Genomic DNA, 20,966 nt, shown 5'->3' with positions numbered 1-20,966 from the left:
AACGCAATCAGTTCCATGATCGCCTGTGATCCCCGTCTCAACTCCTTCCATATCAGGCACTGTCCTGACGTATGGTGAATCAACGCCTCTAGCACAGCGGGGACCTTTGGCGAAGTGTGACGCTGAAGGTCTCTTTCATGTGCGGGCTGGCCACGCCAGCCTCGAGCAGGAATGACCTGTGGCCGGGCCTCTCAGCGCATTGACGCGCGTAGAGGCGTGGATCCCGGTGGTCGTCGTCCACCGCTCCGTGATCCGGAGCGGACCCCCTGTGGGCGTGGGGTGGACGTGACAGGACCGCCGGTGCCGGCCGCCCCCCACCGGGCGCCGCGACGCTCCAGCAGCGCGCGCGTCCCGAGCAGCAAGGAACGACCAATGGCGTCCAGCCTGACGAAGGATTCGGTCCGTCCGGGCACCCCCGGCTCCGAGAAGACCTTCTTCGGCCACCCCCGCGGACTGGCCACTCTCTTCATGACCGAGATGTGGGAGCGTTTCTCCTACTACGGCATGAAGGCCCTGCTCCCGCTGTACCTGGTGGCACCGGGGGGCCTGCACATGAGCGCGGCCACCGCCACGGCCATCTACTCGGTGTACCTGTCCCTCGTGTACCTGCTCGCCCTCCCCGGCGGCTGGTTCGCGGACCGGGTCCTCGGCCCCCGCAAGACCGTCGCCGTCGCCGGCGTCATCATCATGCTGGGCCACCTCACGCTGGCCCTGCCCTCGTCCGGCACCTTCTTCGCGGGCCTCGGCCTGGTCGCGATCGGCTCCGGTCTGCTGAAGTCCAACATCTCGACGATGGTCGGCCACCTCTACAAGGGTGCGGACGACGCGCGTCGTGACGGCGGCTTCACCCTCTTCTACATCGGCATCAACCTCGGCGCGTTCGCCGCGCCGCTGGTCATCGGCACCGTCGGTGAGAACGTCAACTGGCACCTGGGCTTCGCGCTCGCCGCGCTCGGCATGGCGCTGGGTCTCGCCCAGTACCTGCTGGGCTCCCGCCACCTCGACGCCCAGTCGAGCGTCGTCCCCACGCCGCTCTCCCCCGCGGAGAAGTCGGCCACGCTGCGCAAGTCGGCCCTGTGGGCGGCCGTCGCGGCCGTCTTCTACACGGTCGTCGTCGTCACCGGCCACTACACGCTGAACTGGCTGCTGGTCCCGATCACCATCGCCGGTCTGCTCATCCCCGTCCTGGTCATCGCCCGGATCAAGCGGGACAAGGACCTCGACCGCGCCGACCAGTCGAAGATGTCCGCGTACATCTGGTTCTTCGTCGCCGCGGCCGTGTTCTGGATGATCTACGACCAGGGCGGCTCCACGGTGTCCCTGTTCGCCGACTCCTCGGCGAAGAACACCATCTTCGGCTGGGACTTCCCGGTCTCCTGGTACCAGTCGGTCAACCCGGTCATGATCATGGCGCTGGCCCCGGTCTTCGCCTGGGCCTGGCTGGCGCTCTCCCGGCGCGGCAAGGAGCCGAGCACCGCGACGAAGTTCGCCATGGGCCTGGTCCTGATCGGCGCGTCGTTCTTCCTGTTCCTCGCCCCGCTGGCGATCGCCGACGGCGGTCACAAGGCGGCCGCGATGTGGCTGGTGGCGATCTACTTCGTCCAGACCGTCGGTGAGCTGACGCTCTCCCCGGTCGGCCTCTCCGTCACCACGAAGATGGCGCCCGCGAAGTACGCCTCCCAGATGATGGGTGTCTGGTTCCTGGCCGTCACCGCCGGTGACGCCACCACCGGTCTGCTCTCCATCGCCGGTGTCGACCTCAACAAGACGGGCATCGTGGCCTTCCAGGCCGTGCTCGCCGTGGCCGCCGGTGCCGCGGTGTGGATGTACCGCAAGAAGGTCAAGGAGCTCATGGGCGACGTCCACTGACGTCCCCCCGAGGCCGCCGACGTCCACCGGCGTCCGGCCGGGGCTGATCCACACGAGGGCCGCCGTACCCCCACCGGGGTGCGGCGGCCCTCTTGTGTGTGTCGGCGCCGGACCCGCCGCGCCGGGGCCGGTCCGGCGGACCATGCCCTACCGCGTCCGCCGGCGCGGCATGAACGTGAACACCGCACCGCCCAGCAGGATCGCCGTCCCCGCGACCAGGCCGAGGGCCTTCAGGGCGCCGTGGTCGCCCGCGCCCGTCTCCGCGAGGCCGCCGCCGGTGGAGGTGCTGCCGGAGGAGGTGCCGGAGGAGGTGGACCCGGAGGCGCCGCTCGCCTGTTCGGTGGTGTCCAGGGTCAGGGAGACCTCGGACGACGCCGGCGTGCAGGTGGTCGTCGTACCGAGGGCCTCGATCGTCAGCACGCCCGGGGCCAGCGTCGACTCACCGCTCGCGCCCGGCTTGTAGGTGCCGGTCAGATCGGGGATCTCGATCGGGTCGCCCGATTTGATCACGTCCGCGTTCAGCGGGCCCTCCACGTGCACCGTGCCGTGGTCGGCGCCGCCGAGCACGACCTCCATCGACGGCTTGACCGAGCCCTTCGGGATGTCCGCGGGGCTGTCCATCACCGACTGCCCGAACTTCACCGTGAGCGCGAAGTTCCCGCCGTCCTTCCGCGCGTCGATCTGCACGGCCGAGGTGGCGTTCTTGTCGCCGATGGGCGTCTTGCACGCGTACGGGACCTGCACCTGCTTGCCGGTGAAGTCGGTCTGCCCGGTGCCGTCGCTCGCCGACGCGGACGCGGACGCGGAGACCGAGGCGGAGGCGGACCCGGTCGGGGACGCCGTGTCCGTCGGGGACCCCGAGGGCGTCACGGACGCGCTGGACGAGGAGCTCGACGTGCCCCCGCCCCCCGCCGACACCTCGATGCTCGCCGCCTGCTGCACCGCCGACGTGGGTGTGCACCTGGTGTCCGTCGACATGGCGTTGACGGTGTAGGCGCCCGGGGTCAGCGTCACCGTCCCGGGCGTCGTGAGCTTCAGGGTGCCCTTCATGTCGGACAGCACCATCGCGGCGCCCTTGGGGATCGCCGGGTTCTCGCGCGGCCCCTGCATCGCGATGTCGGCGCTCTGCGCGCCGGCCGCCTTGAGGGTGCCGGACGGCTGCACCGAGTTCGCGGGCAGGTCGATGATGTCGGGGTTCTTCGAGGCGGCCTGGACGAACTTCCACACCACCTCGACCGTGTCGCCCACCTTCGCGGTGGCCGGCGCGGTGATCTCGACCTTGGTGGTGCCGTCCACGGGGTCGAGGCCGGCGGGCGGCACGCAGTGTGTCGCGAACGACACCTCGGCGGCCTGGGCGGGCATCGCGGCCACGCCCAGCAGGAGTCCCGCGCCACCCAGCACCAGCGCGGCCCCCGCCGCCCCGGCTCTGCGTACGCCGCCGGGGCGGCCGACCGGTGTGACTCTCCTTCGCATGCTCACGTGGGTCCCTTCGTGACGGGAGTCGTAGGACTCGCCGGGTTGTCGTCGTGCGGTGCGGAGAGCCGACCGGCCGCCGTGCCCGGAGCGGAGTCCGGGGTGAACCACGGCAGGGTCGAAGTCGGGCCGGGCCCGGCGGCGGCCGCGCCGGTCGCGTACGCCCCGTCCTGCGCGTCCGGTGCGTCCGGTACGTGGGGTGCGTCCGGTGCGTCCGTGCGGTCGCCGCGGCGCAGCCCCGGCAGCCACGGAAAACGAGCCGGCGAAGTCCGGCCGGTGGGCCGCCCACGGTGGGCCCGTCGCAGCCCGCGCGAGCGCCGTGACCGGTGCGGCCGGTGCGGCCGGTGCGGCCGGACGCGGTCCACCACCGCCATCCCGATACGGAACACCGCCACCGGTACGACCACGCAGAGCAGGATCCAGAACAGGGTCACGCCCCAGGGACGGCCGACGCCCCACGGCTGCTCGCCGAGGACCCGGCCGCCGTACGCGAGGGAGACGGTGTAGTCGCCGTGCGCCCCGGCGGAGAGCTCGACCGGCAGCCTGATCCGGGCCTTCCCGCCGGGCGCGAGGGTGCCCCGCCACTGCTGCTCGTCCCACTGCGGGGCGAACACGCCGTGGGAGACCCCGACCCGGAAGACGGGGTCCGTCACTGGGTCGGAGCCGACGTTGCCGACGGTGAGGACCAGCGTGCGGGAGGGCGGGGCGCCGAACCAGGTCAGCACGCCGCTCGATCCGTCGAGCCGGATGTCGGTGAGGACGGACAGCCGTCCGCCGTCGGTCCGCGCGGGCAGCGGCCGCACCGGGTGCCCGGCCACCCGCAGGACCGCGTCGGCCTGCGCCTTGGCGCCGGTCACGGTGGCGACGTGCACCACGCAGGGACACGGCACCGGCGGTTCGGTCACCGGCAGCACGCGGCTGAAGCGGCCGTCGGCGTCGGTGGTGACGGCCCGCCCGTCGGCGTTCGCGCAGGAGTTGGTGCCGCCGAGCACGCCCCGTGAGGGCGCCGACTGCCCGCACACCAGCAGCATCAGCAGGGCGTGCGACCGCCAGCCGCTGCCGCTGACGGTGATCGAACCGCCGGTTCCGGCCTGTGTCCGCGACAGTTGGACGCTGGGCCCGACGGCCGTCGCCGGTGCCGTGGGGGTCAGCACGAGCAGCGCCGCGAACGCCGCCACCAGCACACCGATCCGCCGTCTGCCGCTCACCGCAGCCCTCCCGTCGACTCGACCCGCGCACCCGGCCGCCGCGCCGCGGGACGGCCCGCCCTGCGGGCCCCGCGCCGCCGTACGGCGAGAAGTGCGGCGGCGGCCGCCCCCGCGGCGCCCGCCGTCCCGCCGACCGCACCCCAGGGCACGAACCGCGCCGACCCGCTCGCCGTGTCCCGGGCGCCGCCCGGCGCCGTCGCGGTCAGCGTCACGTCCACCGCGTCGAGGACGGGCCGGCCGGGCCAGGGTTCGCTGAGCTTCAGCCGGTGTCCGGGAGGCAGTTCGACGGGCAGGGCGCGCGGGGCGCGGTCCAGGAGCCGGCGGCCGAACAGGCCGTTCGCGCGTACCGCCAGCCGCGGGGCGAGCACCGTGGTGCCACGGTTGACCAGTTCGTACGTGATGCGGTCGGCGTGCACGGTGACGTGTTCGACGGTCAGCGCGGACAGTTCGGGTCCGCCGACCCGCAGTCGCAGCGGCACGGTCGCCGTACGGCCGTCGCCGCCGCGCGCCACGATCGTGCCGGAGCGGTCACCGGGGGCCGCGTCCGCCGGGACGGCCACCGTGAAGGGGACGTCGGCCCGGGTGCGGGCGGGGATCCGCACCTCGGCACCGGCGAACGTCACCGGGACGCCGGTACCCCGCAGCCGTACGGTGACCGGCCGCCGCCCGCGGTTGGTCAGGGACACCGTGTCCTGCTGGACGGCGCCGGGCGTGCCCTCCAGGTAGAAGGCCGGGCGGCCGTCGCCGGCGGGCGCGGCCGACCAGCCGTCGCCGGCGGGCGCGGCACCCAGCAGCAGCAGGACGGACAGGGGCAGGACGCGGACGGCGTACGACATCGGCGGCTCCATCGGGCAGGGGCGTCGCGACGGACGGTCAGTGGCGTTCCCGTGCCGTCTGGTTCCGGCGGGTCAGCCACAGCACGCCCGCCGCGCCGGCCAGGAACACGGTGCCGCCGAGCGTGCCGAGGGCGACGGCCGAGTCCGCGGGCCCGGTCTGCGGAAGTGCCGTACCGGAACCGCTGTCGCTGTGTGTGCCCCCGGTCGAGCCGCCGCTCGTGCCGCCGCCCGCCGACGTCACGTCGAGGGTGAGCGAGGGCCCGGGGTTGTTGGCGGGCGTGCACGTGGTGGTCGTACCGAGCGCCTTGATGGTGAGCACGCCCGCCGTGAAGGTGACCTTGCCGGTCGCCTTCGGGGTGTACGTGCCGCTCAAGTCATTGATCTTTATGGGCGTGTTGGCCGGGATGGCGGCCTGGTTGGCGGCGCCCGTGACGGTGAGGGTGCCGCTGTCGGCGCCGCCCAGCCTGACGGTGGCGCTCGGATTCATCGCGCCCTTGCCCAGTTCGACCGGGCTGGACGAGACGCCCTTCTGCCAGGACATGGTGATCCGGTAGCCGCTGCCGCTCTTGACGCCTTTGATGTCGATGGGCGAGACGGCGCTCTTGTCGCCGATCGGCGTCTTGCACTGGTAGTTGACGTTCACGACCTCGGCCCGGGCAGCCGGGGCGGTGAGCAGGACCGCCGAGCCGGCCAGGGCCGCGACGGACGCGAACGCGGCGGTTCGTTTCTGGTACGACACGGTCCCCTCGTTTCTGACGGAACATCAGATCGGCCGTCAAGGTACGCCCGGGGCCGCAAGGAGGGAAGACAAGGCACACGCCGGAGTTGCGCCGGTGTGATGGACATGAAGAGGAGGCCGCGTGAGCAACTAGAGCAGTCGACCCGGGAGTTCGGCCGAGGTCCCGGGAGTTCGACCGCGGGCCCGGCCTGAGGGCAACCGCGAGCAAGGGCCTGAGGGTCGGTCAGGTCCCGCGGACGGTGACGCCCCCGGGACCGGGTGCGGCGGAGCGGCTTCTCACCGGCTCATGCCGGAGCGGCTTCCCACCGGCTCATGCCGGTGCGCCCAGTTCCGCCCACACGGTCTTGCCGGTCACGCCCGGCGCGCGGACGACACCCCAGTCCAGACACAGCCGCTGCACGATGAACATGCCGTGCCCACCGGGCCGGCCGGCGCGGTGCGGGGTGCGGGGAGCCGGCTGGCCGGTGCCGCGGTCGGCGACCTCGACCCGGATCACCTTGTTGTCGCAGGAGATCCGGAGCGACTCGGGCCCCTCGGCGTGCAGACAGGCGTTGGTGACCAGCTCGGACACGACGAGCAGCACGTCCTCGGCGGCCGCCCGGCGGTCCGCGGTGGCGGCCGGCAGCCAGCCCCACGCGTACAGCGCCTGGCGGGCGAAGTCGCGGGCGAGCGGCACGACGCCGCTCTGGCCGTCCAGGCTCAGCCGGCGGACCTGACGACCCGTCGACGACGCGACCGCGTCCTCGCGGGACACGCCGCCACCTGGCACGTCACCCTCGGACGCCCCCGAAGCGCCGATCGGCTCCGGGCCGCGGTCGCCCGGCGAGCAGGGCCGGGTGGTGCTCATCAGCGCTTCACCTCACCGATTCACCAGTTCACGATTCAAGAGTCAGTACGTAGGCCGACGGCGATTCCGTCGACACGGCGCCGACACATTCAGGATGTCTCCTGCCCGACCGGGCCGACCGAACACCCCCCTGTCGGTACGAGCCGACGTCACCCGGGCACCGGTCCACGAGCGGACGCACAGGTTCACCCGAGCGGCGGCCGGACCGCACCCGGACGCGAGGGCCGGGAACGCCGGACGGCGGACCGGCTCAGGCCGACTCGCCGGACTCCCCCGCCGCACGGCCACCTCCGGTGTCCTTCGCCACATCGCCGCCGTCGTCATCACCGTCGCCGTCGCCACTGTCGTCGCCACCGCCGTCGGCGCCGTCGTCGGCCAGAGCCGAATCGACCGAGTCGTGGACGGTGAAGACCGCCTCGGCCCCGGTGATCTCGAACACGCGCGCCACCACGGGCAGCATCCCCGCGAGGTGCACCCCGCCTCCGGCGGCCTCCGCCTTCAGCCGCGCGCCCAGGAGCACGTTCAGCCCCGTGGAGTCGCAGAACTCCAGGCGCGAGCAGTCCACGACCAGCCTGCTGAAACCCTTGGAGAGGCAGTCGTCGAGGGGGTCGCGCAACAGATCCGCGGTGTGGTGATCGAGCTCACCCACCGGCGTCACGACGGCGCTGGAGCCCTCTTCCCGCACCTCCACCAGAAGCCGGCCCGACTGCGCGCTGCCGACCGTCCCGCGGTCCATGCGTCTCTCACTCCCGAGATCGTGACTGCTGACAGATGCTCTCGAACACTACGCCTTCTCCACACACCCTGACACCCGAACAACCGCCCAGAAACGGACATTTACCACCGAAACGGACTTGCGGTGGGCTCGGTGGAACGGGTAGGGCTAGTAGAGACACGTACCCGACACGGCCGGCTTTGGAGGCGCCGCACACCGCAGTGCAGCACTGGCTTCGGCAGCCATACGCCGAGAACGATGGAGGACATCATGTCACCCCGGCTCGACGCGTCGCATACCCATCGGACGACGCCGACACCCCTTCCGGAACATCTGGATCCCATCGAGCGGAACCACCCCGCGCCCGTCCCGCAGGACGACGTGCTCGCCGGGCTTCCGGAGATTCCCCCGTACGAAGAGGTCGGCCCCGTCGACGCGCGGGCCCTGTCCAAGACGCTGTTCGACCGGCTGGAGTCGCTGGAGGAAGGGACGCACGAGTATTCGTACGTCCGCAACACCCTCGTCGAACTCAACCTCGCCCTGGTCAAGTTCGCCGCCTCCCGCTTCCGCTCGCGCAGCGAGCCGATGGAGGACATCGTCCAGGTCGGCACCATCGGCCTGATCAAGGCGATCGACCGCTTCGACCTGGCCCGCGGCGTCGAGTTCCCCACCTTCGCGATGCCGACCGTCATCGGCGAGATCAAGCGCTTCTTCCGCGACACCTCCTGGTCCGTGCGCGTCCCGCGCCGGCTCCAGGAACTCCGGCTCGACCTGGCCAAGGCCGGTGACGAACTGGCCCAGCAGCTCGACCGCGCCCCGACGGTGGCCGAGCTGGCCGAACGCCTCGGCATCGGCAGGGACGAGGTCGTGGAGGGCATGGCGGCGTCGAACGCGTACACCGCCGCGTCGCTGGACGCGCAGCCCGAGGAGGACGACTCCGAGGGAGCGCTCGCCGACCGCATCGGGTACGAGGACCACGGGATCGAGGGCATCGAGTACATCGAGTCCCTGAAGCCGCTGATCGCCGGACTGCCGCCCCGGGACCGGCACATCCTCTCGCTGCGCTTCGTCGCCAACATGACCCAGTCGCAGATCGGCGAGGAACTCGGCATCTCCCAGATGCATGTGTCGCGCCTGCTGTCACGGACCCTGGTGCGGCTGCGGAAGGGCCTGACGGCCGAGGAGTGAGGGGTGCCCGGCACCGCCGCAACTCCACGCGCCAACAGCCACTTTGATTACCCGGAGATAACCCTTTACCCAAAGCCTCTCCTCCTTCACCATGGGCATCCCAAACTGGCTGGTACGTCAGGACGGTCGGGTGACCGCCGGGGTGCAAGGAGGGCCGGAGAACATGGCACAAGGTGGCGGCGATGCCCATACGGGGGCGTCCGATGCCCGGCTGACCGAACTGCTGCGCGCCGACACCGCGTCCGCCTATCCGGCGCTCCAGGAGATCCGGACCCGCCACCAGCCCTCGGTCCTCGCCTACGCCCGCCTGTGCGTGACCGGCGAGGCCGCGGCGCGTCAGCTGGCGGCGCAGACCTTCACCGCCGCGGCCCGCGAGACGGCACGCGGCACCGACCCCGACGTCCCGCTGCGCCACCGGCTCCTGCTGCTCACCGGCAGCGAGGCCGCGTCCTGGGCCACCGACGGGCGGGCCGCCGGCCTCGACCCCGGGCTGCTGCTGGTCCTGAACACCGCCCGGCCGGACGGCCCCGTCCCGCCCATGCTCGCCGCGTTCCGCTCCCTGCCGTCCCGCACACAGGGCCTGATCTGGTACGGCGTCGTCGAACGGGAGCCGGAGAGCCGGACCGCCGGTTTCCTCGGGCTCACCGAGTGGGACGTCCGGCACGGCATCCCCCAGGCGCTGCCGGCACTCGGTCAGGCCTGTCTGCGTGCCCGGCTGGCCGCCTCCGACGACCCGCGCTGCGGCGACTTCCGCAGGCTGATCGAGGAGTCCGCGCGGCCGGACAACCCCCGCCACAGCCCCGACCTGCACGCCCACATGACGCGCTGTCCGCACTGCACGAGCGCGTACGAGGAGCTGTCCGCCCTGCGCGACGACCCGCGCACGGCGCTGGCCGAGGGACTGCTGCCGTGGGGCGGCACGGCGTACGCCCAGAGCGGCGCGGCTGCCGCGACGCGCGTCATCCCGCGCGCCGATGCGCGCGTCACTGATCCTTCCGCGCCCCGGACCCGGACCAGGACCCGGACCCGGACCCGGCCGCAGTCCCGGCGCATCGTCCTGGCCTCGGCGGCGCTGAGCGCGGTCCTGGTGCCGCTGCTGCTGTTCCTGAACTCCTCGGACGGCTCGCAGGACCGGCAGCAGTCGGCGGGCGCGGCGGCCGTCCCCTCCAGCCCTCCGGTGACGGTCACGGCGACGGCCACGTACTCCGCTCCGGCCCCGTCCGCGTCCCCGACCCGCACCTCACCCTCGCCGAGCCACAGTTCGGCCCGCCCGAGGCCGACCACCCGAAAGCCGACTCCGCCCCCGACCCCCTCGCCCGCCGCACGCCCGCCGGGCGCGGCCTACTCCCAGGTCGTGAACGTGTCCACGGGCCGCTGTCTGGACGTCGCCGGGGACTTCGACAACGGCACGGACGTCGTCACCGCGCCCTGCTCCGCCTCGGACACCCAGCGCTGGCGGGTCGACGCGGACCGCGGTGTCCTCCAGTCGTACGCCGACCCCGACTTCTGCCTCGACAGCCGCGGCGACGTCGACAACGGCGTCGGTGTCTGGAGCTGCGACTCGGTCTACGGCAGCCACGGCCAGAACCTCACCTTCACGGTCGACGACGACGGGGTGATCCGTCCCGCGATCGCGATCGAGACCGGGGTGACCCCGCAGTCCTACGGTGACGGGGTGTCACTGGAGCCGCTGAGCGGGGGTCCGGCGCAGCGGTGGCGGGCGGGTTCCGCCTGAGACCGGTCAGAGCACCCGCGCACCCCGCCGCCACACCTTGCTGACCAGGGGCACGCCCGGCCGGTAGGCGAGATGGACGTGGCTCGGCGCGTCCAGGAGGATCAGGTCGGCGTACGCGCCGGGCGCGACGCGGCCGATGTCGTCGCGGCGCAGGGCCGCCGCGCCGCCCGCCGTGGCCGACCAGACCGCCTCGTCCGGCGTCATCCCCATGTCCCGTACCGCGAGCGCGATGCAGAAGGGCACGGAGGACGTGAAGGACGATCCCGGGTTGCAGTCCGTCGACAGGGCGACCGTGACGCCCGCGTCCAGGAGGCGTCGGGCGTCGGGCCACTGCGCGCGGGTGGAGAACTCGGCGCCGGGCAGCAGGGTGGCGACGGTACGGCCGTGCGCGAGGGCGTCCACGTCGGCGTCGGTGAGGTGGGTGCAGTGGTCGGCGCTCGCCGCGTCCAGTTCGACCGCGAGCTGGACGCCGGGGCCGTACGAGAGCTGGTTGGCGTGGACGCGCGGGTGCAGGCCCTTGGCCCGGCCCGCCGTGAGGATCGCGCGGGCCTGGTCGCCGTCGAAGGCGCCCTTCTCGCAGAAGACGTCGATCCAACGGGCGTACGGGGCACAGGCGTCGAGCATCTCGCCGGTGACCAGGGCGACATAGCCGGCCGGGTCGTCGGCGAAGTCGGGCGCGACGATGTGCGCGCCGAGGTAGGTCACCTCGTCGGTGTGCCGGGCGGCGATGCGCAGCGCGCGGGCCTCGTCGGCGACCGTCAGGCCGTAGCCGGACTTCGTCTCGAAGGTCGTGGTGCCCTGGCGCAGGGCCTCGTCGAGGTGGTGGGTGAGGTTGCGTTCGAGGTCCTCGTCGCTGGCCGCCCGGGTCGCCGCGACGGTGGTGCGGATGCCGCCGGCGCTGTAGGCCCGGCCGGACATACGGGCGTTGAACTCCTCGGTGCGGTCGCCCGCGAAGACCAGGTGGGAGTGGGAGTCGACGAAGCCGGGCAGCATCGCGCGGCCGCCGGCGTCGACCCGGTTGTCAGTGGCGGGTGCTTTGCTTGATTCACCGGTCCACACGACACGGTCGCCCTCGATGACGACGGCCGCGTCCCGGACCAGACCGAGGGGAGAGCCGTCACCGAGGGAGGGATCGTTGGTGACCAGAGTGGCGATGTTGGTGACGACGGTGCTGACCGTGCTGCTCATGGCGTCCTCGTGGGGGGCGGCGGGGCTGGATGCGGGTCGGGGGGCGGGCGCCTGGCGTCCGGTCAGGCGTGCAGTGCTTCGACGGCGGCCGCCAGTGCCCGCGGCACGTCGGGGACGAGCGTGTGCACCCCGTCCCGTACGACCTGACGGCCACCGACGACCGTGTGGCGCACGTCCGCCGCGGTCGCCGCGAATACGGCCGTCTCGGCGCCGAGCCTGGGCACCGGTCCCGCTGTTCTGACCGAGTCGAGCGCGACCGTCGTGAAGTCGGCGAGCGCGCCCGGTTCGAGAGCGCCCGCGTCGGTCCAGCCCAGTGCGGCGTGACCGTCGGCGGAGGCGGCGCGCAGCAGTGCCGCGGCCGTCCAGTGGCCGCGGGTGCGGGTGCGCAGCCGCTCGTTCAGCTCCATCGCGCGCGCCTCTTCGAGCAGGTCGATGACGGCGTGGCTGTCGGAGCCGAGGGAGAGCGGGGAGCCGGCCCGCTGGAGGGCGACCGCGGGGCCGATCCCGTCGGCGAGGTCGCGTTCCGTGGTGGGACACATGCAGGTGCCGGTGCCCGAGTCGCCGAGCAGCGCGATGTCGGCGTCGGTGAGGTGGGTGTTGTGCACGCCGGTGGTGTGCGGGCCGAGCACGCCGTGGTCGGCGAGCAGCTGCGTCGGAGTACGGCCGTGGGCGGCCAGGCAGGCGTCGTTCTCGGCGGTCTGCTCGGACAGGTGCACATGCAGCGGGGCCCGCCGCTCCTGTGCCCATCGCGCCACCGTGGCCAGCTGGTCCGCGGGCACGGCCCGTACGGAGTGGATCGCGGCCCCGATCCGTGCGTGATCCCGTTCCTTGAGAACTGAACAGCGTTCGGCCCAGGCGTCCGCGCTGCCGTCGGAGAAGCGCAGCTGGTGGCTGTTGGGCGGCTCGCCGAAGCCGGCCGAGAGGTAGGCGGTGTCCAGGAGGGTGATGCGCACGCCGGCCTCGGCGGCGGCCGCGATCAGGGCCTCCCCCATCGCGTTGGGGTCGGCGTAGGGGGTGCCGCCGGGGGCGTGGTGGACGTAGTGGAACTCGCCGACCGCGGTGATGCCGGCCAGCGCCATCTCGGCGTACACGGCGCGGGCGAGGGCGTGGTAGGTCTCCGGGGTCAGCCGGTCGGCGACGGAGTACATCACCTCGCGCCAGGTCCAGAAGGTGCCGGAACCCACCTGGACCGTGCCGCGCAGGGCGCGGTGGAAGGCGTGGCTGTGGGCGTTGGCGAGGCCGGGCAGGGTCAGGCCTCGCAGGGTCTCCGCGCCGGGCGGCGGGGTGGCGACGCCGGTGCGGACGGCCGTGATCCGGCCGCCGGACACCTCCAGGGCCACGCCCGGCTCGACCCGGGTGTCGAGCCAGGCATGCTCCAGCCAGTACGTCCGTGTGTGGGTCTGCGGGTGGTTCCGGTTCACCTGCGGGCCAGCCCTTCCAGTACGTCGGCGAGCGCGCTCACCCCGGCCGTGCAGTCGTCCTCGGCCGCGAACTCGGCCGGGGAGTGCGAGACGCCCGTGGGGTTGCGCACGAACAGCATGGCGGTCGGGACGCTGCCGGAGAGGATCCCGGCGTCGTGTCCCGCCCCGGTGCCGAGGACGGGCACCTTCAGCTCGGTGCCGGTGCCCAGGATGCGGGCGAGTTCGTCGCGCAGGGCGTGGTCGAACTCGACGACCGGTGTGAACGACTCGCGGACGACGTCCAGGTCGACGCCGTGGCGCTCCGCGTGGGCGCGGGCCGCCTTCTCGATGGCGGTGAGCACGGTGTCGAGGGTCTCCTGCCCCGCGGCCCGCGAGTCGAGCCAGCCCCGCACCAGGGAGGGGATGGCGTTGACGCCGTTCGGCTCGACGGAGATCTTGCCGAAGGTGGCGACGGCCCCGGCGAGTTCGGCCTCGCGGCGGGCGGCGAGGACGGTCTCGGCGTATGGCAGCATGGGGTCGCGCCGGTCCGCCGGCCGGGTGGTGCCGGCGTGGTTGGCCTCGCCGCGGAAGTCGAACCGCCAGCGTCCGTGCGGCCAGATGGCGCTGGCGATGCCGATCCGGTCGCCGGACAGGTCCAGCGCCCGCCCCTGCTCGACGTGCAGCTCGACGAAGGCGCCGATCCGGGCCAGCCGTTCGGGGTCGGGGCCGATGGCCTCGGGGTCGTATCCCGCGGCCTCCATCGCCTGCGGCAGGGTGATGCCGTCGCCGTCGGTGAGGCGGTGCGCCTGCTCTGCGGTGAGCGCTCCGGCGGTGAGCCGGGAGCCGACGCAGGCCAGCCCGAACCGGGCGCCCTCCTCGTCGCCGAAGTTGACGACGGCCAGCGGCCGGTCGAGCCGTGCGCCGCGGGCGCGCAGCTCGTCCAGGGCCGCGAAGGCGGACACCACACCCAGCGGTCCGTCGAAGGCACCGCCGTCGGGCACGGAGTCGAGGTGCGACCCGGTGACCACCGCGTCGCCCTGAGCGGGGTCGCCGAGCCAGGCCCACTGGTTGCCGTTGCGGTCGAGTTCACAGGCCAGCCCGCGGGAGCGGGCCTGCTCCTCGAACCAGGCCCGGCACTCGGCGTCGGCGGCGGTCCAGGCGAAGCGGCGGTAGCCGCCGGAGGCGGAGCTGCGGCCGATCGGCAGCAGCTCCGCCCACATGCTGTGGAACGTCACGCGGAGGCCTCTTCCTGACCTTCGCGCATCGGCACCCTGACACCGCGCTCGTCCGCCACCGACTCCGCGATGTCGTACCCGGCGTCGACGTGCCGGATGACGCCCATGCCCGGGTCGTTGGTGAGCACCCGGCGGATCTTCTCGCCGGCGAGCTTGGTGCCGTCGGCGACGGAGACCTGGCCGGCGTGGATGGAGCGGCCCATGCCGACGCCGCCGCCGTGGTGGAGGGAGACCCAGGACGCGCCGGAGGCGACGTTCACCATGGCGTTCAGCAGCGGCCAGTCGGCGATCGCGTCGGAGCCGTCGAGCATGGCCTCGGTCTCGCGGTACGGGGAGGCGACGGAGCCGCAGTCGAGGTGGTCGCGGCCGATGGCGAGGGGGGCGGCGAGCTCACCGGACGCCACCATGTCGTTGAAGCGCTCGCCGGCCTTGTCGCGCTCGCCGTAGCCGAGCCAGCAGATGCGGGCGGGCAGGCCCTGGAAGTGGACGCGCTCGCCGGCCATCTTGATCCAGCGGTGCAGCGACTCGTTCTCGGGGAAGAGGTCGAGGATCGCCTTGTCCGTCTTGTGGATGTCGGAGGCCTCGCCGGACAGGGCCGCCCAGCGGAAGGGGCCCTTGCCCTCGCAGAAGAGGGGGCGGATGTAGGCGGGGACGAAGCCGGGGAAGGCGAACGCCCGCTCGTACCCGGCGAGCTGGGCCTCGCCGCGGATGGAGTTGCCGTAGTCGAAGACCTCGGCACCGGCGTCCATGAAGCCGACCATCGCCTCCACGTGCCGGGCCATGGACTCGCGGGCGCGGGTGGTGAAGCCCGCCGGGTCCTTGGTGGCCGCGTCGGCCATGTCGTCGAAGTCGACGCCGACCGGGAGGTAGGCGAGCGGGTCGTGGGCCGAGGTCTGGTCGGTGACGATGTCGACGGGCGCGCCCTCGGCGAGCATCCGCGGCAGCAGTTCGGCGGCGTTGCCGAGCAGGCCGATGGAGAGCGGCTTGCGCTGGTCGCGGGCCTCGACGGCGAGCTGGAGGGCGTGCTCCAGGGAGTCGGCCCTCACGTCCAGGTAGCGGTGCTCGATCCGGCGCTCGATGGCACGCGGGTCGCAGTCGATGCAGATGGCGACGCCGTCGTTCATCGTCACGGCGAGCGGCTGGGCGCCGCCCATGCCGCCGAGGCCGGCGGTGAGGGTGATCGTGCCCGCGAGGGTGCCGCCGAACTTCTTCGCGGCGACCGCGGCGAAGGTCTCGTAGGTGCCCTGGAGGATGCCCTGGGTGCCGATGTAGATCCAGGAGCCGGCCGTCATCTGGCCGTACATGGTCAGGCCGAGCTGCTCCAGGCGGCGGAACTCCTCCCAGTTGGCCCAGTCGCCGACCAGGTTGGAGTTGGCGATGAGGACGCGCGGGGCCCACTCGTGGGTCTGCATGACGCCGACCGGGCGGCCGGACTGGACCAGCATGGTCTCGTCCTGCTTCAGCGTCCGCAGGGTCCGGACCATGGCGTCGAAGGAGCGCCAGTCGCGGGCGGCCTTGCCGGTGCCGCCGTAGACGACCAGCTTGTCGGGGTGCTCGGCCACCTCGGGGTCGAGGTTGTTCTGGAGCATCCGCAGGGCGGCTTCCTGCTGCCATCCCAGGGCGCTCAGTTCCGTACCACGCGGGGCTCGTACGGGGCGGGGTCCTGACATGGTCTGCCTCCTAGCGGATTGTTGCTGCCGTTATTCACATCCTGACTACCTGAATAGAACTAGTCAACACATGGGCGCGTCGACGTGCGCGGGTCGCGGGTGTTTGGCTGAATGCAGGGCACGCAAGTCGCAGGCCGACCCGACGGGGGGACACAGTGGACAACGACGGCAGCGGAGGCGAGCGGGCCGCACGGCGCGACGACGCGGTGCGGGCCGCGGTGGAACAGGGGCTGCTCACCCCCGGCACCCCGGTCGTCGGGCTGCTCGACGTCACCGGCATCAGGGAGTCGGCGGCGGCGCTGCGGGCCGCGTTCGACGCCGTGGTGGCGCCCGGCACCCCCGTGCTGCACGCCTTCGCGGTGAAGGCGACGCCGCTGGTGCCGGTGCTGCGGCTGCTGCGCGAGGAGGGCATCGGCGCGGAGGTGGCCAGCCCCGGCGAGCTGGCGCTGGCACGGGCGGCCGGGATGCCGGCGACCCGCACCGTGCTCGACTCGCCCGCGAAGACCCCCGCCGAACTGCGTGAGGCGCTGGCGTTCGGCATCGCCGTCAACGCCGACAACCCGCAGGAGCTGGAGCGCATCGACGCCCTCATGCGGTCGGCCCGCAGCCGCTCCCCGCTCGGCGTCCGGGTGAACCCGCAGCTCGGCGCGGGCTCCATCGAGGCGATGTCCACCGCCACGGCCACCTCGAAGTTCGGGGTGGCGCTGCGCGACGAGGGAGCGCGCGAGTGGGTCGTCCGGGCCTTCATGGACCGGCCGTGGCTGAGCCGGCTGCACACGCACACCGGGTCGCAGGGCATCCCGCTGTCGCTGATGGCCCGCGGGGTGGCGGAGGTCCACGCGCTCGCCGAGGAGATCAACCGGCGGATCGGGCGGCCGCAGATCGACACGATCGACATCGGCGGCGGACTGCCGGTGAACTTCGGCTCCGACGTGACGACCCCGACGTACGCGCAGTACGCGCGGCTGCTGCGCGAGACGGTGCCGGGGCTGTTCCACGGGCGGTACGCGCTGGTGACCGAGTTCGGGCGGTCGCTGCTGGCCAAGCACGGCACGGTGGTGGCGCGGGTGGAGTACGCCAAGAGCGCCGGCGGGCGCCGGGTCGCGGTCACCCACGCGGGTGTGCAGGTGGCGACCCGGACGGTGTACGCGCCGGAGTCCTGGCCGCTGCGGATCGCCGGGTACGACGCGAAGGGGCGGCCCAAGAAGGGTCCCCCGGTCGTGCAGGACGTGGCCGGACCCGCCTGCTTCGCGGGCGACCTGCTGGCCCGGGGCCAGGCGCTGCCGCAGCTGGAGCAGGGGGACCACGCGGCGGCGCTGGACACGGGCGCGTACTGTTTCGCGCACCACTACGCCTACAACTCGCTGGCCCGGCCGGGCATCTACGGCTTCGCCCCGGACGACGCCGGCCGTACGGTCTTCGCGACGGTGCGCGAGCCGCAGACGGCCGAGGAGATCGTCGCCGAGTCGGGAGGGGCGTACGCGTCCGCGCTCACCACCCTGCACGCTCCCGGACGCGCTCGCCCGCACGGGTGGAACTCCGACTGACCCCGCCACCCGCACGGGTGGCCGGAGCGCCGGGACGGGCGCAGGCCGGACCCGGCGGCGGGTATGCGGCCTCGGCGTACGGACGGATACACAGGCGGATATGCAGGTCATCCCGTAGGAAAACCTGCACAGCCGACCCACCCTAGCCACCGTCAGCATGTTCCACCGGGAAATGCCATATCCCCACCAGTCGCCCGCGACGGTGCGTAGTTTCGTGGTCACTCAGCCGGACCCCAGGTGGGAGGGGAGCGACGGTGCCCGGAATCGACGAGTGCCTACTGGAAGCGATGCGGCTGCCCGGCGCCCGGGGGGCGGCATTGGTCGACTGGACCAGCGGGCTGGCCCTGGGCGTCGTCGGGGAGTCACCGGGCGGCGACCACGAGGCGGCCGCCGTCGAGGCCGCGGAGCTGGCCCGGCTGGCCGCCGAGCACCGGGCGTTCGCGCCCGGCGACGGCGGCGCCGGGGCACCGGGCGGCGCCACGGCGTTGCCGGTCGAGGATCTGATCCTCAGCAACCGCGACAGCTACCACCTGCTGCGGTTCGTGCCCACACCGTTCGACAGCAGCGTGTTCCTGCACGTGTGGCTGGCCCGCGCGGAGGGCAACCTCGCGCTGGCCCGCATCCGGCTGGGCGAGATGGCCGGACGGCTGGTGCTCGGATGACCGTGATCGGCACCACTCCGCCGCCCCGGCTCCCGGTGCGGGACCGGACGGCGGCGCACGAGGGGGCGGGCGGCCTCTCGCCGATGCTCACCCGGCTCGCCGCCGAGCGGGCCACCGGCGTCCTCGTCCGCGAGCACGGCACGCTGCACCTCGCCGACGGCGAGGTGGTGCACGCCGAGAGCCCGTACGCGCCCGGCTTCGACGTGCTCCTGACCACCCACGGCACGCTCGACGCCACGACCTGGCAGCAGGCCCTGACCGAGACCGGCAGCAAGCCCGGCGCCGTCCGGCTGGTGGTCGACCGCGGCCGGCTCACCGCGGGCGCGCTGGAACTGTGCCACCTGGGGGCGCTGTTCGACGCCGCCTACTTCGCCCTCGCGCCGAGCAGCACCCCGGGCCGCTTCCGGTACGGCGACGGGCACCAGCCCGGCGCCGTACGCCCGGTCACCGTGGACGTCGTGGAGCGCGAGACGCTCCGCAGGCGCGAGCTGCTGCGGCGCGTGTGGCCGGATCCGCTGGCCGACAGCGCACCGCTGGTCCGGGTCGCCCCGGCGGCGGCGCCCGCGGTCACCGCCCGCCAGACGGCCGTGCTCACCCTGGTGAACGGCGTGCGCACCGCGACCGACATCGCCCGGGAGCTGGGCAGACAGGCGTTCCACACGCTGGTGGACGTACGGCGGCTGGCGGCGGCCGGGCTGGTGGCGCCGCAGCCGCCGCCCGTCCTGGTGTCCCCGCCCGCCCCGGCGGTCCTTTCCGTGCCCGATCCCGACATCACGCTGCTGAAGAGGCTCAGGGATGCGCTGGAGGCCCTTTGAGCGGCAGAGCCCGCGACAGCGACCCCGTGCCGAAAGGAGAGAGCTGATGGCGGCCGAGCCCGACATACGCGAGGAGCTGTGCCGGCTGAGGGCCCGGGTGCCTCAGCTGACCGGCGCCCTCGTGGCGAGCACGGACGGTCACGTCCTCGCCCAGGACACCCCCGGTGTGGCGCCGGAGACGGTGGCCGCGCTCACCGCCACGGCACTCGGCGTCGTGGCGCGGCTGTCGGACGCGACCGGCCAGGGCGAGTTCCGTGAGCTGCTCGTACGCGGGGTGTACGGCTATGTCGCCGCGTACCCGGCGGGCCGCGGCGCCGTGCTGACGCTGCTCGCCCAGGACCGGGTCAACGTCGGTCGGCTGCATCTGGAGGGCCGCCGGGCGGGCGTGCGGATCGGCGAACTCGTCGACGCGGAGACGGCGGCCACCGCCGTGCCCCGGGCCGCGCCCGCCGAGCTGCCCGCCTCCTCGGGCCCCGCCGCTCCCCCGCCCCCCGCCAAGCCTCCGGTGGTACAGCCCACCGGACCGCCCACCGGACCCACCGGTCCGCCGACCGAACCGCCGACCGAACCGCCGACCGAACCGTCGGCCGAACCACAACCCGAGTCGGCACCCAGGACACCGGCCAAGGCACCGGCCAAGTCCGCCGCCGCCCGGACCAGAACCCCTCGCGCGCCACGCACCACCGGCAACGCGCGTACCACCACCGAAAGTTGAGAGAACGAGGAGACTCAGTCATGGCCAACACCGAGACCACGCTGAAAGAGGCGCTCGCCTCCATCGAGGGCGCGACCGGAGTCGCGCTCGTCGACTACACCAGCGGGATGGCGCTGGGCACGATGGGCGGCAGCAAGGGCTTCGACCTGAACGTCGCGGCCGCCGGCAACACCGACGTCGTACGCGCCAAAATGCGCACGATGGAGCATCTGGGCCTCAAGGCTCAGATCGAGGACATCTTGATCACCCTGTCCGACCAGTACCACCTGATCCGGCTGATCAGCGGACGCGGGGGCAACGGTCTGTTCATGTATCTGGTGCTGGACGCCAAGCGCGCCAATCTGGCGATGGCCCGCCACCAGTTGAAGAGGATCGAGGAGGACCTCGAGGTCTGATCCCGGTCCGGATGTCCGGACCCTCGTGAACGACCGGCTACACCAGCGCCGCGGTGCGGCGGCGTGCCCCGCCCGGGGACGCGTCGCCCGCCGCGATGCCGGTGCCGCGGTAGCCCTTGACGGCCGGGCCCGCCGGGCGTCCGGCCCGCGCGTCGAGCCAGTCGACCCGCACCCACAGCAGCGTGTCCTCGGCCCGTTCGCGCCGCCCGAGCCAGGCGGCCTTCAGCCGCAGCCCGACACCGGCGCCGACCAGCAGCATGCCGCCGGCGGCGGGTACCGCGAGGGAACTGCCCAGCGCGGCCAGGAAGGCCAGCAGCAGCCACCAGCGGTGGGCGTGGCGCCAGTTCCGCACCGTCACCGCACGGTCCTGGAGCACGTCGTGCCGACCGGCCCGGGCGGCACCGCGGGCGAGGGCGCCATAGCGCTTGCGCCGGCCGTACGACACCACGGCGGCCGCGACCAGGAACAGCGCCGCCCCTGCCATGACCCCGATCCGGCGGCCGGTGAAGCCCGGCACCAGGACACCGACACCACCCGCGAACACTCCGGCGCTGCACAGCGGTGCCGCCCCGGCCCGCACCACGACGGCCACCCGGGCCAGTCCCTGGCCTCCGCGCCCCTGACTTCCGCGTGCCACGTCAACGCCTCCTCGCCACCGGCACAGTCCTGCAAGTGCGCACACGCTAGCGAGCGAACGTGAGACGAATCTGAGAGCACCGCCGGGTGCCC

General features: G+C 73.1%; 18 protein-coding genes and 1 pseudogene. 8 read left to right on the top strand and 11 right to left on the bottom strand.

Features of this window, described 5'->3' with window-relative positions:
- The first annotated feature begins 372 nt into the window (after nucleotides 1-372).
- On the top strand, nucleotides 373-1,869 hold the full coding sequence (locus ACZ7OY_RS16950) for an oligopeptide:H+ symporter (protein WP_471912079.1): 1,497 nt from the start codon (nucleotides 373-375) through the stop codon (nucleotides 1,867-1,869).
- A gap of 147 nt (nucleotides 1,870-2,016) precedes the next feature.
- Here ACZ7OY_RS16950 and ACZ7OY_RS16945 read toward each other — a convergent pair whose 3' ends face one another.
- The 6 genes and pseudogenes from ACZ7OY_RS16945 to ACZ7OY_RS16920 all read right to left on the bottom strand — a co-directional run.
- Nucleotides 2,017-3,348 carry a hypothetical protein gene (locus ACZ7OY_RS16945; RefSeq protein ID WP_471912078.1) on the bottom strand — a complete coding sequence of 444 codons (1,332 nt, stop codon included), beginning with the start codon at nucleotides 3,346-3,348 and terminating at the stop codon, nucleotides 2,017-2,019.
- Complete coding sequence (locus ACZ7OY_RS16940) at nucleotides 3,345-4,550, bottom strand: hypothetical protein (protein ID WP_471912077.1); 1,206 nt, start codon at nucleotides 4,548-4,550, stop codon at nucleotides 3,345-3,347. The genes ACZ7OY_RS16945 and ACZ7OY_RS16940 overlap by 4 nt, the downstream gene beginning before the upstream one ends.
- Nucleotides 4,547-5,386 carry a COG1470 family protein gene (locus ACZ7OY_RS16935; protein WP_471912076.1) on the bottom strand — a complete coding sequence of 280 codons (840 nt, stop codon included), beginning with the start codon at nucleotides 5,384-5,386 and terminating at the stop codon, nucleotides 4,547-4,549. The genes ACZ7OY_RS16940 and ACZ7OY_RS16935 overlap by 4 nt, the downstream gene beginning before the upstream one ends.
- Before the next feature lie 37 nt (nucleotides 5,387-5,423).
- Nucleotides 5,424-6,125 carry an LPXTG cell wall anchor domain-containing protein gene (locus tag ACZ7OY_RS16930; protein ID WP_471912075.1) on the bottom strand — a complete coding sequence of 234 codons (702 nt, stop codon included), beginning with the start codon at nucleotides 6,123-6,125 and terminating at the stop codon, nucleotides 5,424-5,426.
- Nucleotides 6,126-6,435: 310 nt separating this feature from the next.
- Nucleotides 6,436-6,972 (bottom strand): ATP-binding protein, encoded by a 537-nt coding sequence (locus tag ACZ7OY_RS16925; RefSeq protein ID WP_351613020.1) that lies wholly within the window; start codon nucleotides 6,970-6,972, stop codon nucleotides 6,436-6,438.
- 358 nt (nucleotides 6,973-7,330) lie between these two features.
- Nucleotides 7,331-7,708: pseudogene (locus ACZ7OY_RS16920) on the bottom strand (STAS domain-containing protein); the annotation flags it as partial.
- Between the two features lie 249 nt (nucleotides 7,709-7,957).
- On the opposite strand from ACZ7OY_RS16920, the gene ACZ7OY_RS16915 reads away from it, so the two are divergent.
- On the top strand, nucleotides 7,958-8,875 hold the full coding sequence (locus tag ACZ7OY_RS16915) for an RNA polymerase sigma factor SigF (RefSeq protein WP_471912074.1): 918 nt from the start codon (nucleotides 7,958-7,960) through the stop codon (nucleotides 8,873-8,875).
- A gap of 163 nt (nucleotides 8,876-9,038) precedes the next feature.
- A complete protein-coding gene (locus ACZ7OY_RS16910) occupies nucleotides 9,039-10,610 on the top strand; it encodes an RICIN domain-containing protein (RefSeq protein WP_471912073.1) in 1,572 nt (523 codons plus the stop codon).
- Between the two features lie 6 nt (nucleotides 10,611-10,616).
- Here ACZ7OY_RS16910 and hutI read toward each other — a convergent pair whose 3' ends face one another.
- The 4 genes from hutI to hutU all read right to left on the bottom strand — a co-directional run bounded on the left by hutI (nucleotide 10,617) and on the right by hutU (nucleotide 16,103).
- Nucleotides 10,617-11,798, bottom strand: coding sequence for an imidazolonepropionase (gene hutI, locus ACZ7OY_RS16905; protein WP_471912072.1), 1,182 nt, complete (start codon nucleotides 11,796-11,798; stop codon nucleotides 10,617-10,619).
- A gap of 62 nt (nucleotides 11,799-11,860) precedes the next feature.
- Nucleotides 11,861-13,219, bottom strand: coding sequence for a formimidoylglutamate deiminase (locus ACZ7OY_RS16900; protein ID WP_471912071.1), 1,359 nt, complete (start codon nucleotides 13,217-13,219; stop codon nucleotides 11,861-11,863).
- Complete coding sequence (locus ACZ7OY_RS16895) at nucleotides 13,216-14,433, bottom strand: allantoate amidohydrolase (protein WP_471912070.1); 1,218 nt, start codon at nucleotides 14,431-14,433, stop codon at nucleotides 13,216-13,218. Before ACZ7OY_RS16895 ends, ACZ7OY_RS16900 begins: the two co-directional genes overlap by 4 nt.
- The gene (gene hutU, locus ACZ7OY_RS16890) at nucleotides 14,430-16,103 is read right to left on the bottom strand and encodes a urocanate hydratase (protein ID WP_471912069.1); all 1,674 of its coding nucleotides are present in this window, start codon (nucleotides 16,101-16,103) and stop codon (nucleotides 14,430-14,432) included. The genes ACZ7OY_RS16895 and hutU overlap by 4 nt, the downstream gene beginning before the upstream one ends.
- Nucleotides 16,104-16,258: 155 nt before the next feature.
- Between hutU and ACZ7OY_RS16885 the strand changes: the two genes are divergently transcribed.
- The 5 genes from ACZ7OY_RS16885 to ACZ7OY_RS16865 all read left to right on the top strand — a co-directional run bounded on the left by ACZ7OY_RS16885 (nucleotide 16,259) and on the right by ACZ7OY_RS16865 (nucleotide 20,237).
- The gene (locus tag ACZ7OY_RS16885) at nucleotides 16,259-17,650 is read left to right on the top strand and encodes a type III PLP-dependent enzyme domain-containing protein (RefSeq protein ID WP_471912068.1); all 1,392 of its coding nucleotides are present in this window, start codon (nucleotides 16,259-16,261) and stop codon (nucleotides 17,648-17,650) included.
- A gap of 254 nt (nucleotides 17,651-17,904) precedes the next feature.
- Nucleotides 17,905-18,312, top strand: a complete 408-nt coding sequence (locus tag ACZ7OY_RS16880) for a hypothetical protein (RefSeq protein ID WP_450663255.1) — start codon at nucleotides 17,905-17,907, stop codon at nucleotides 18,310-18,312.
- Entirely contained in the window at nucleotides 18,309-19,127 is an 819-nt protein-coding gene (locus ACZ7OY_RS16875; RefSeq protein WP_471912067.1) for a transcriptional regulator, read from the top strand. Before ACZ7OY_RS16880 ends, ACZ7OY_RS16875 begins: the two co-directional genes overlap by 4 nt.
- Nucleotides 19,128-19,173: 46 nt before the next feature.
- Nucleotides 19,174-19,842: a roadblock/LC7 domain-containing protein gene (locus ACZ7OY_RS16870; RefSeq protein ID WP_471912066.1), complete on the top strand. Its 669-nt coding sequence runs from the start codon at nucleotides 19,174-19,176 to the stop codon at nucleotides 19,840-19,842.
- Nucleotides 19,843-19,862: 20 nt separating this feature from the next.
- The gene (locus tag ACZ7OY_RS16865) at nucleotides 19,863-20,237 is read left to right on the top strand and encodes a roadblock/LC7 domain-containing protein (RefSeq protein ID WP_152890494.1); all 375 of its coding nucleotides are present in this window, start codon (nucleotides 19,863-19,865) and stop codon (nucleotides 20,235-20,237) included.
- Between the two features lie 37 nt (nucleotides 20,238-20,274).
- Here the strand turns inward: ACZ7OY_RS16865 and ACZ7OY_RS16860 are convergent, their stop codons facing one another.
- Complete coding sequence (locus tag ACZ7OY_RS16860; protein WP_471912065.1) at nucleotides 20,275-20,874, bottom strand: hypothetical protein; 600 nt, start codon at nucleotides 20,872-20,874, stop codon at nucleotides 20,275-20,277.
- Between the last annotated feature and the right edge of the window lie 92 nt (nucleotides 20,875-20,966).

This window comes from Streptomyces sp. NPDC107559 (assembly GCF_055657365.1).
The sequence above is the reverse complement of the archived record's forward strand: the minus strand, read 5'-3'. Positions and strand labels throughout refer to the sequence as shown.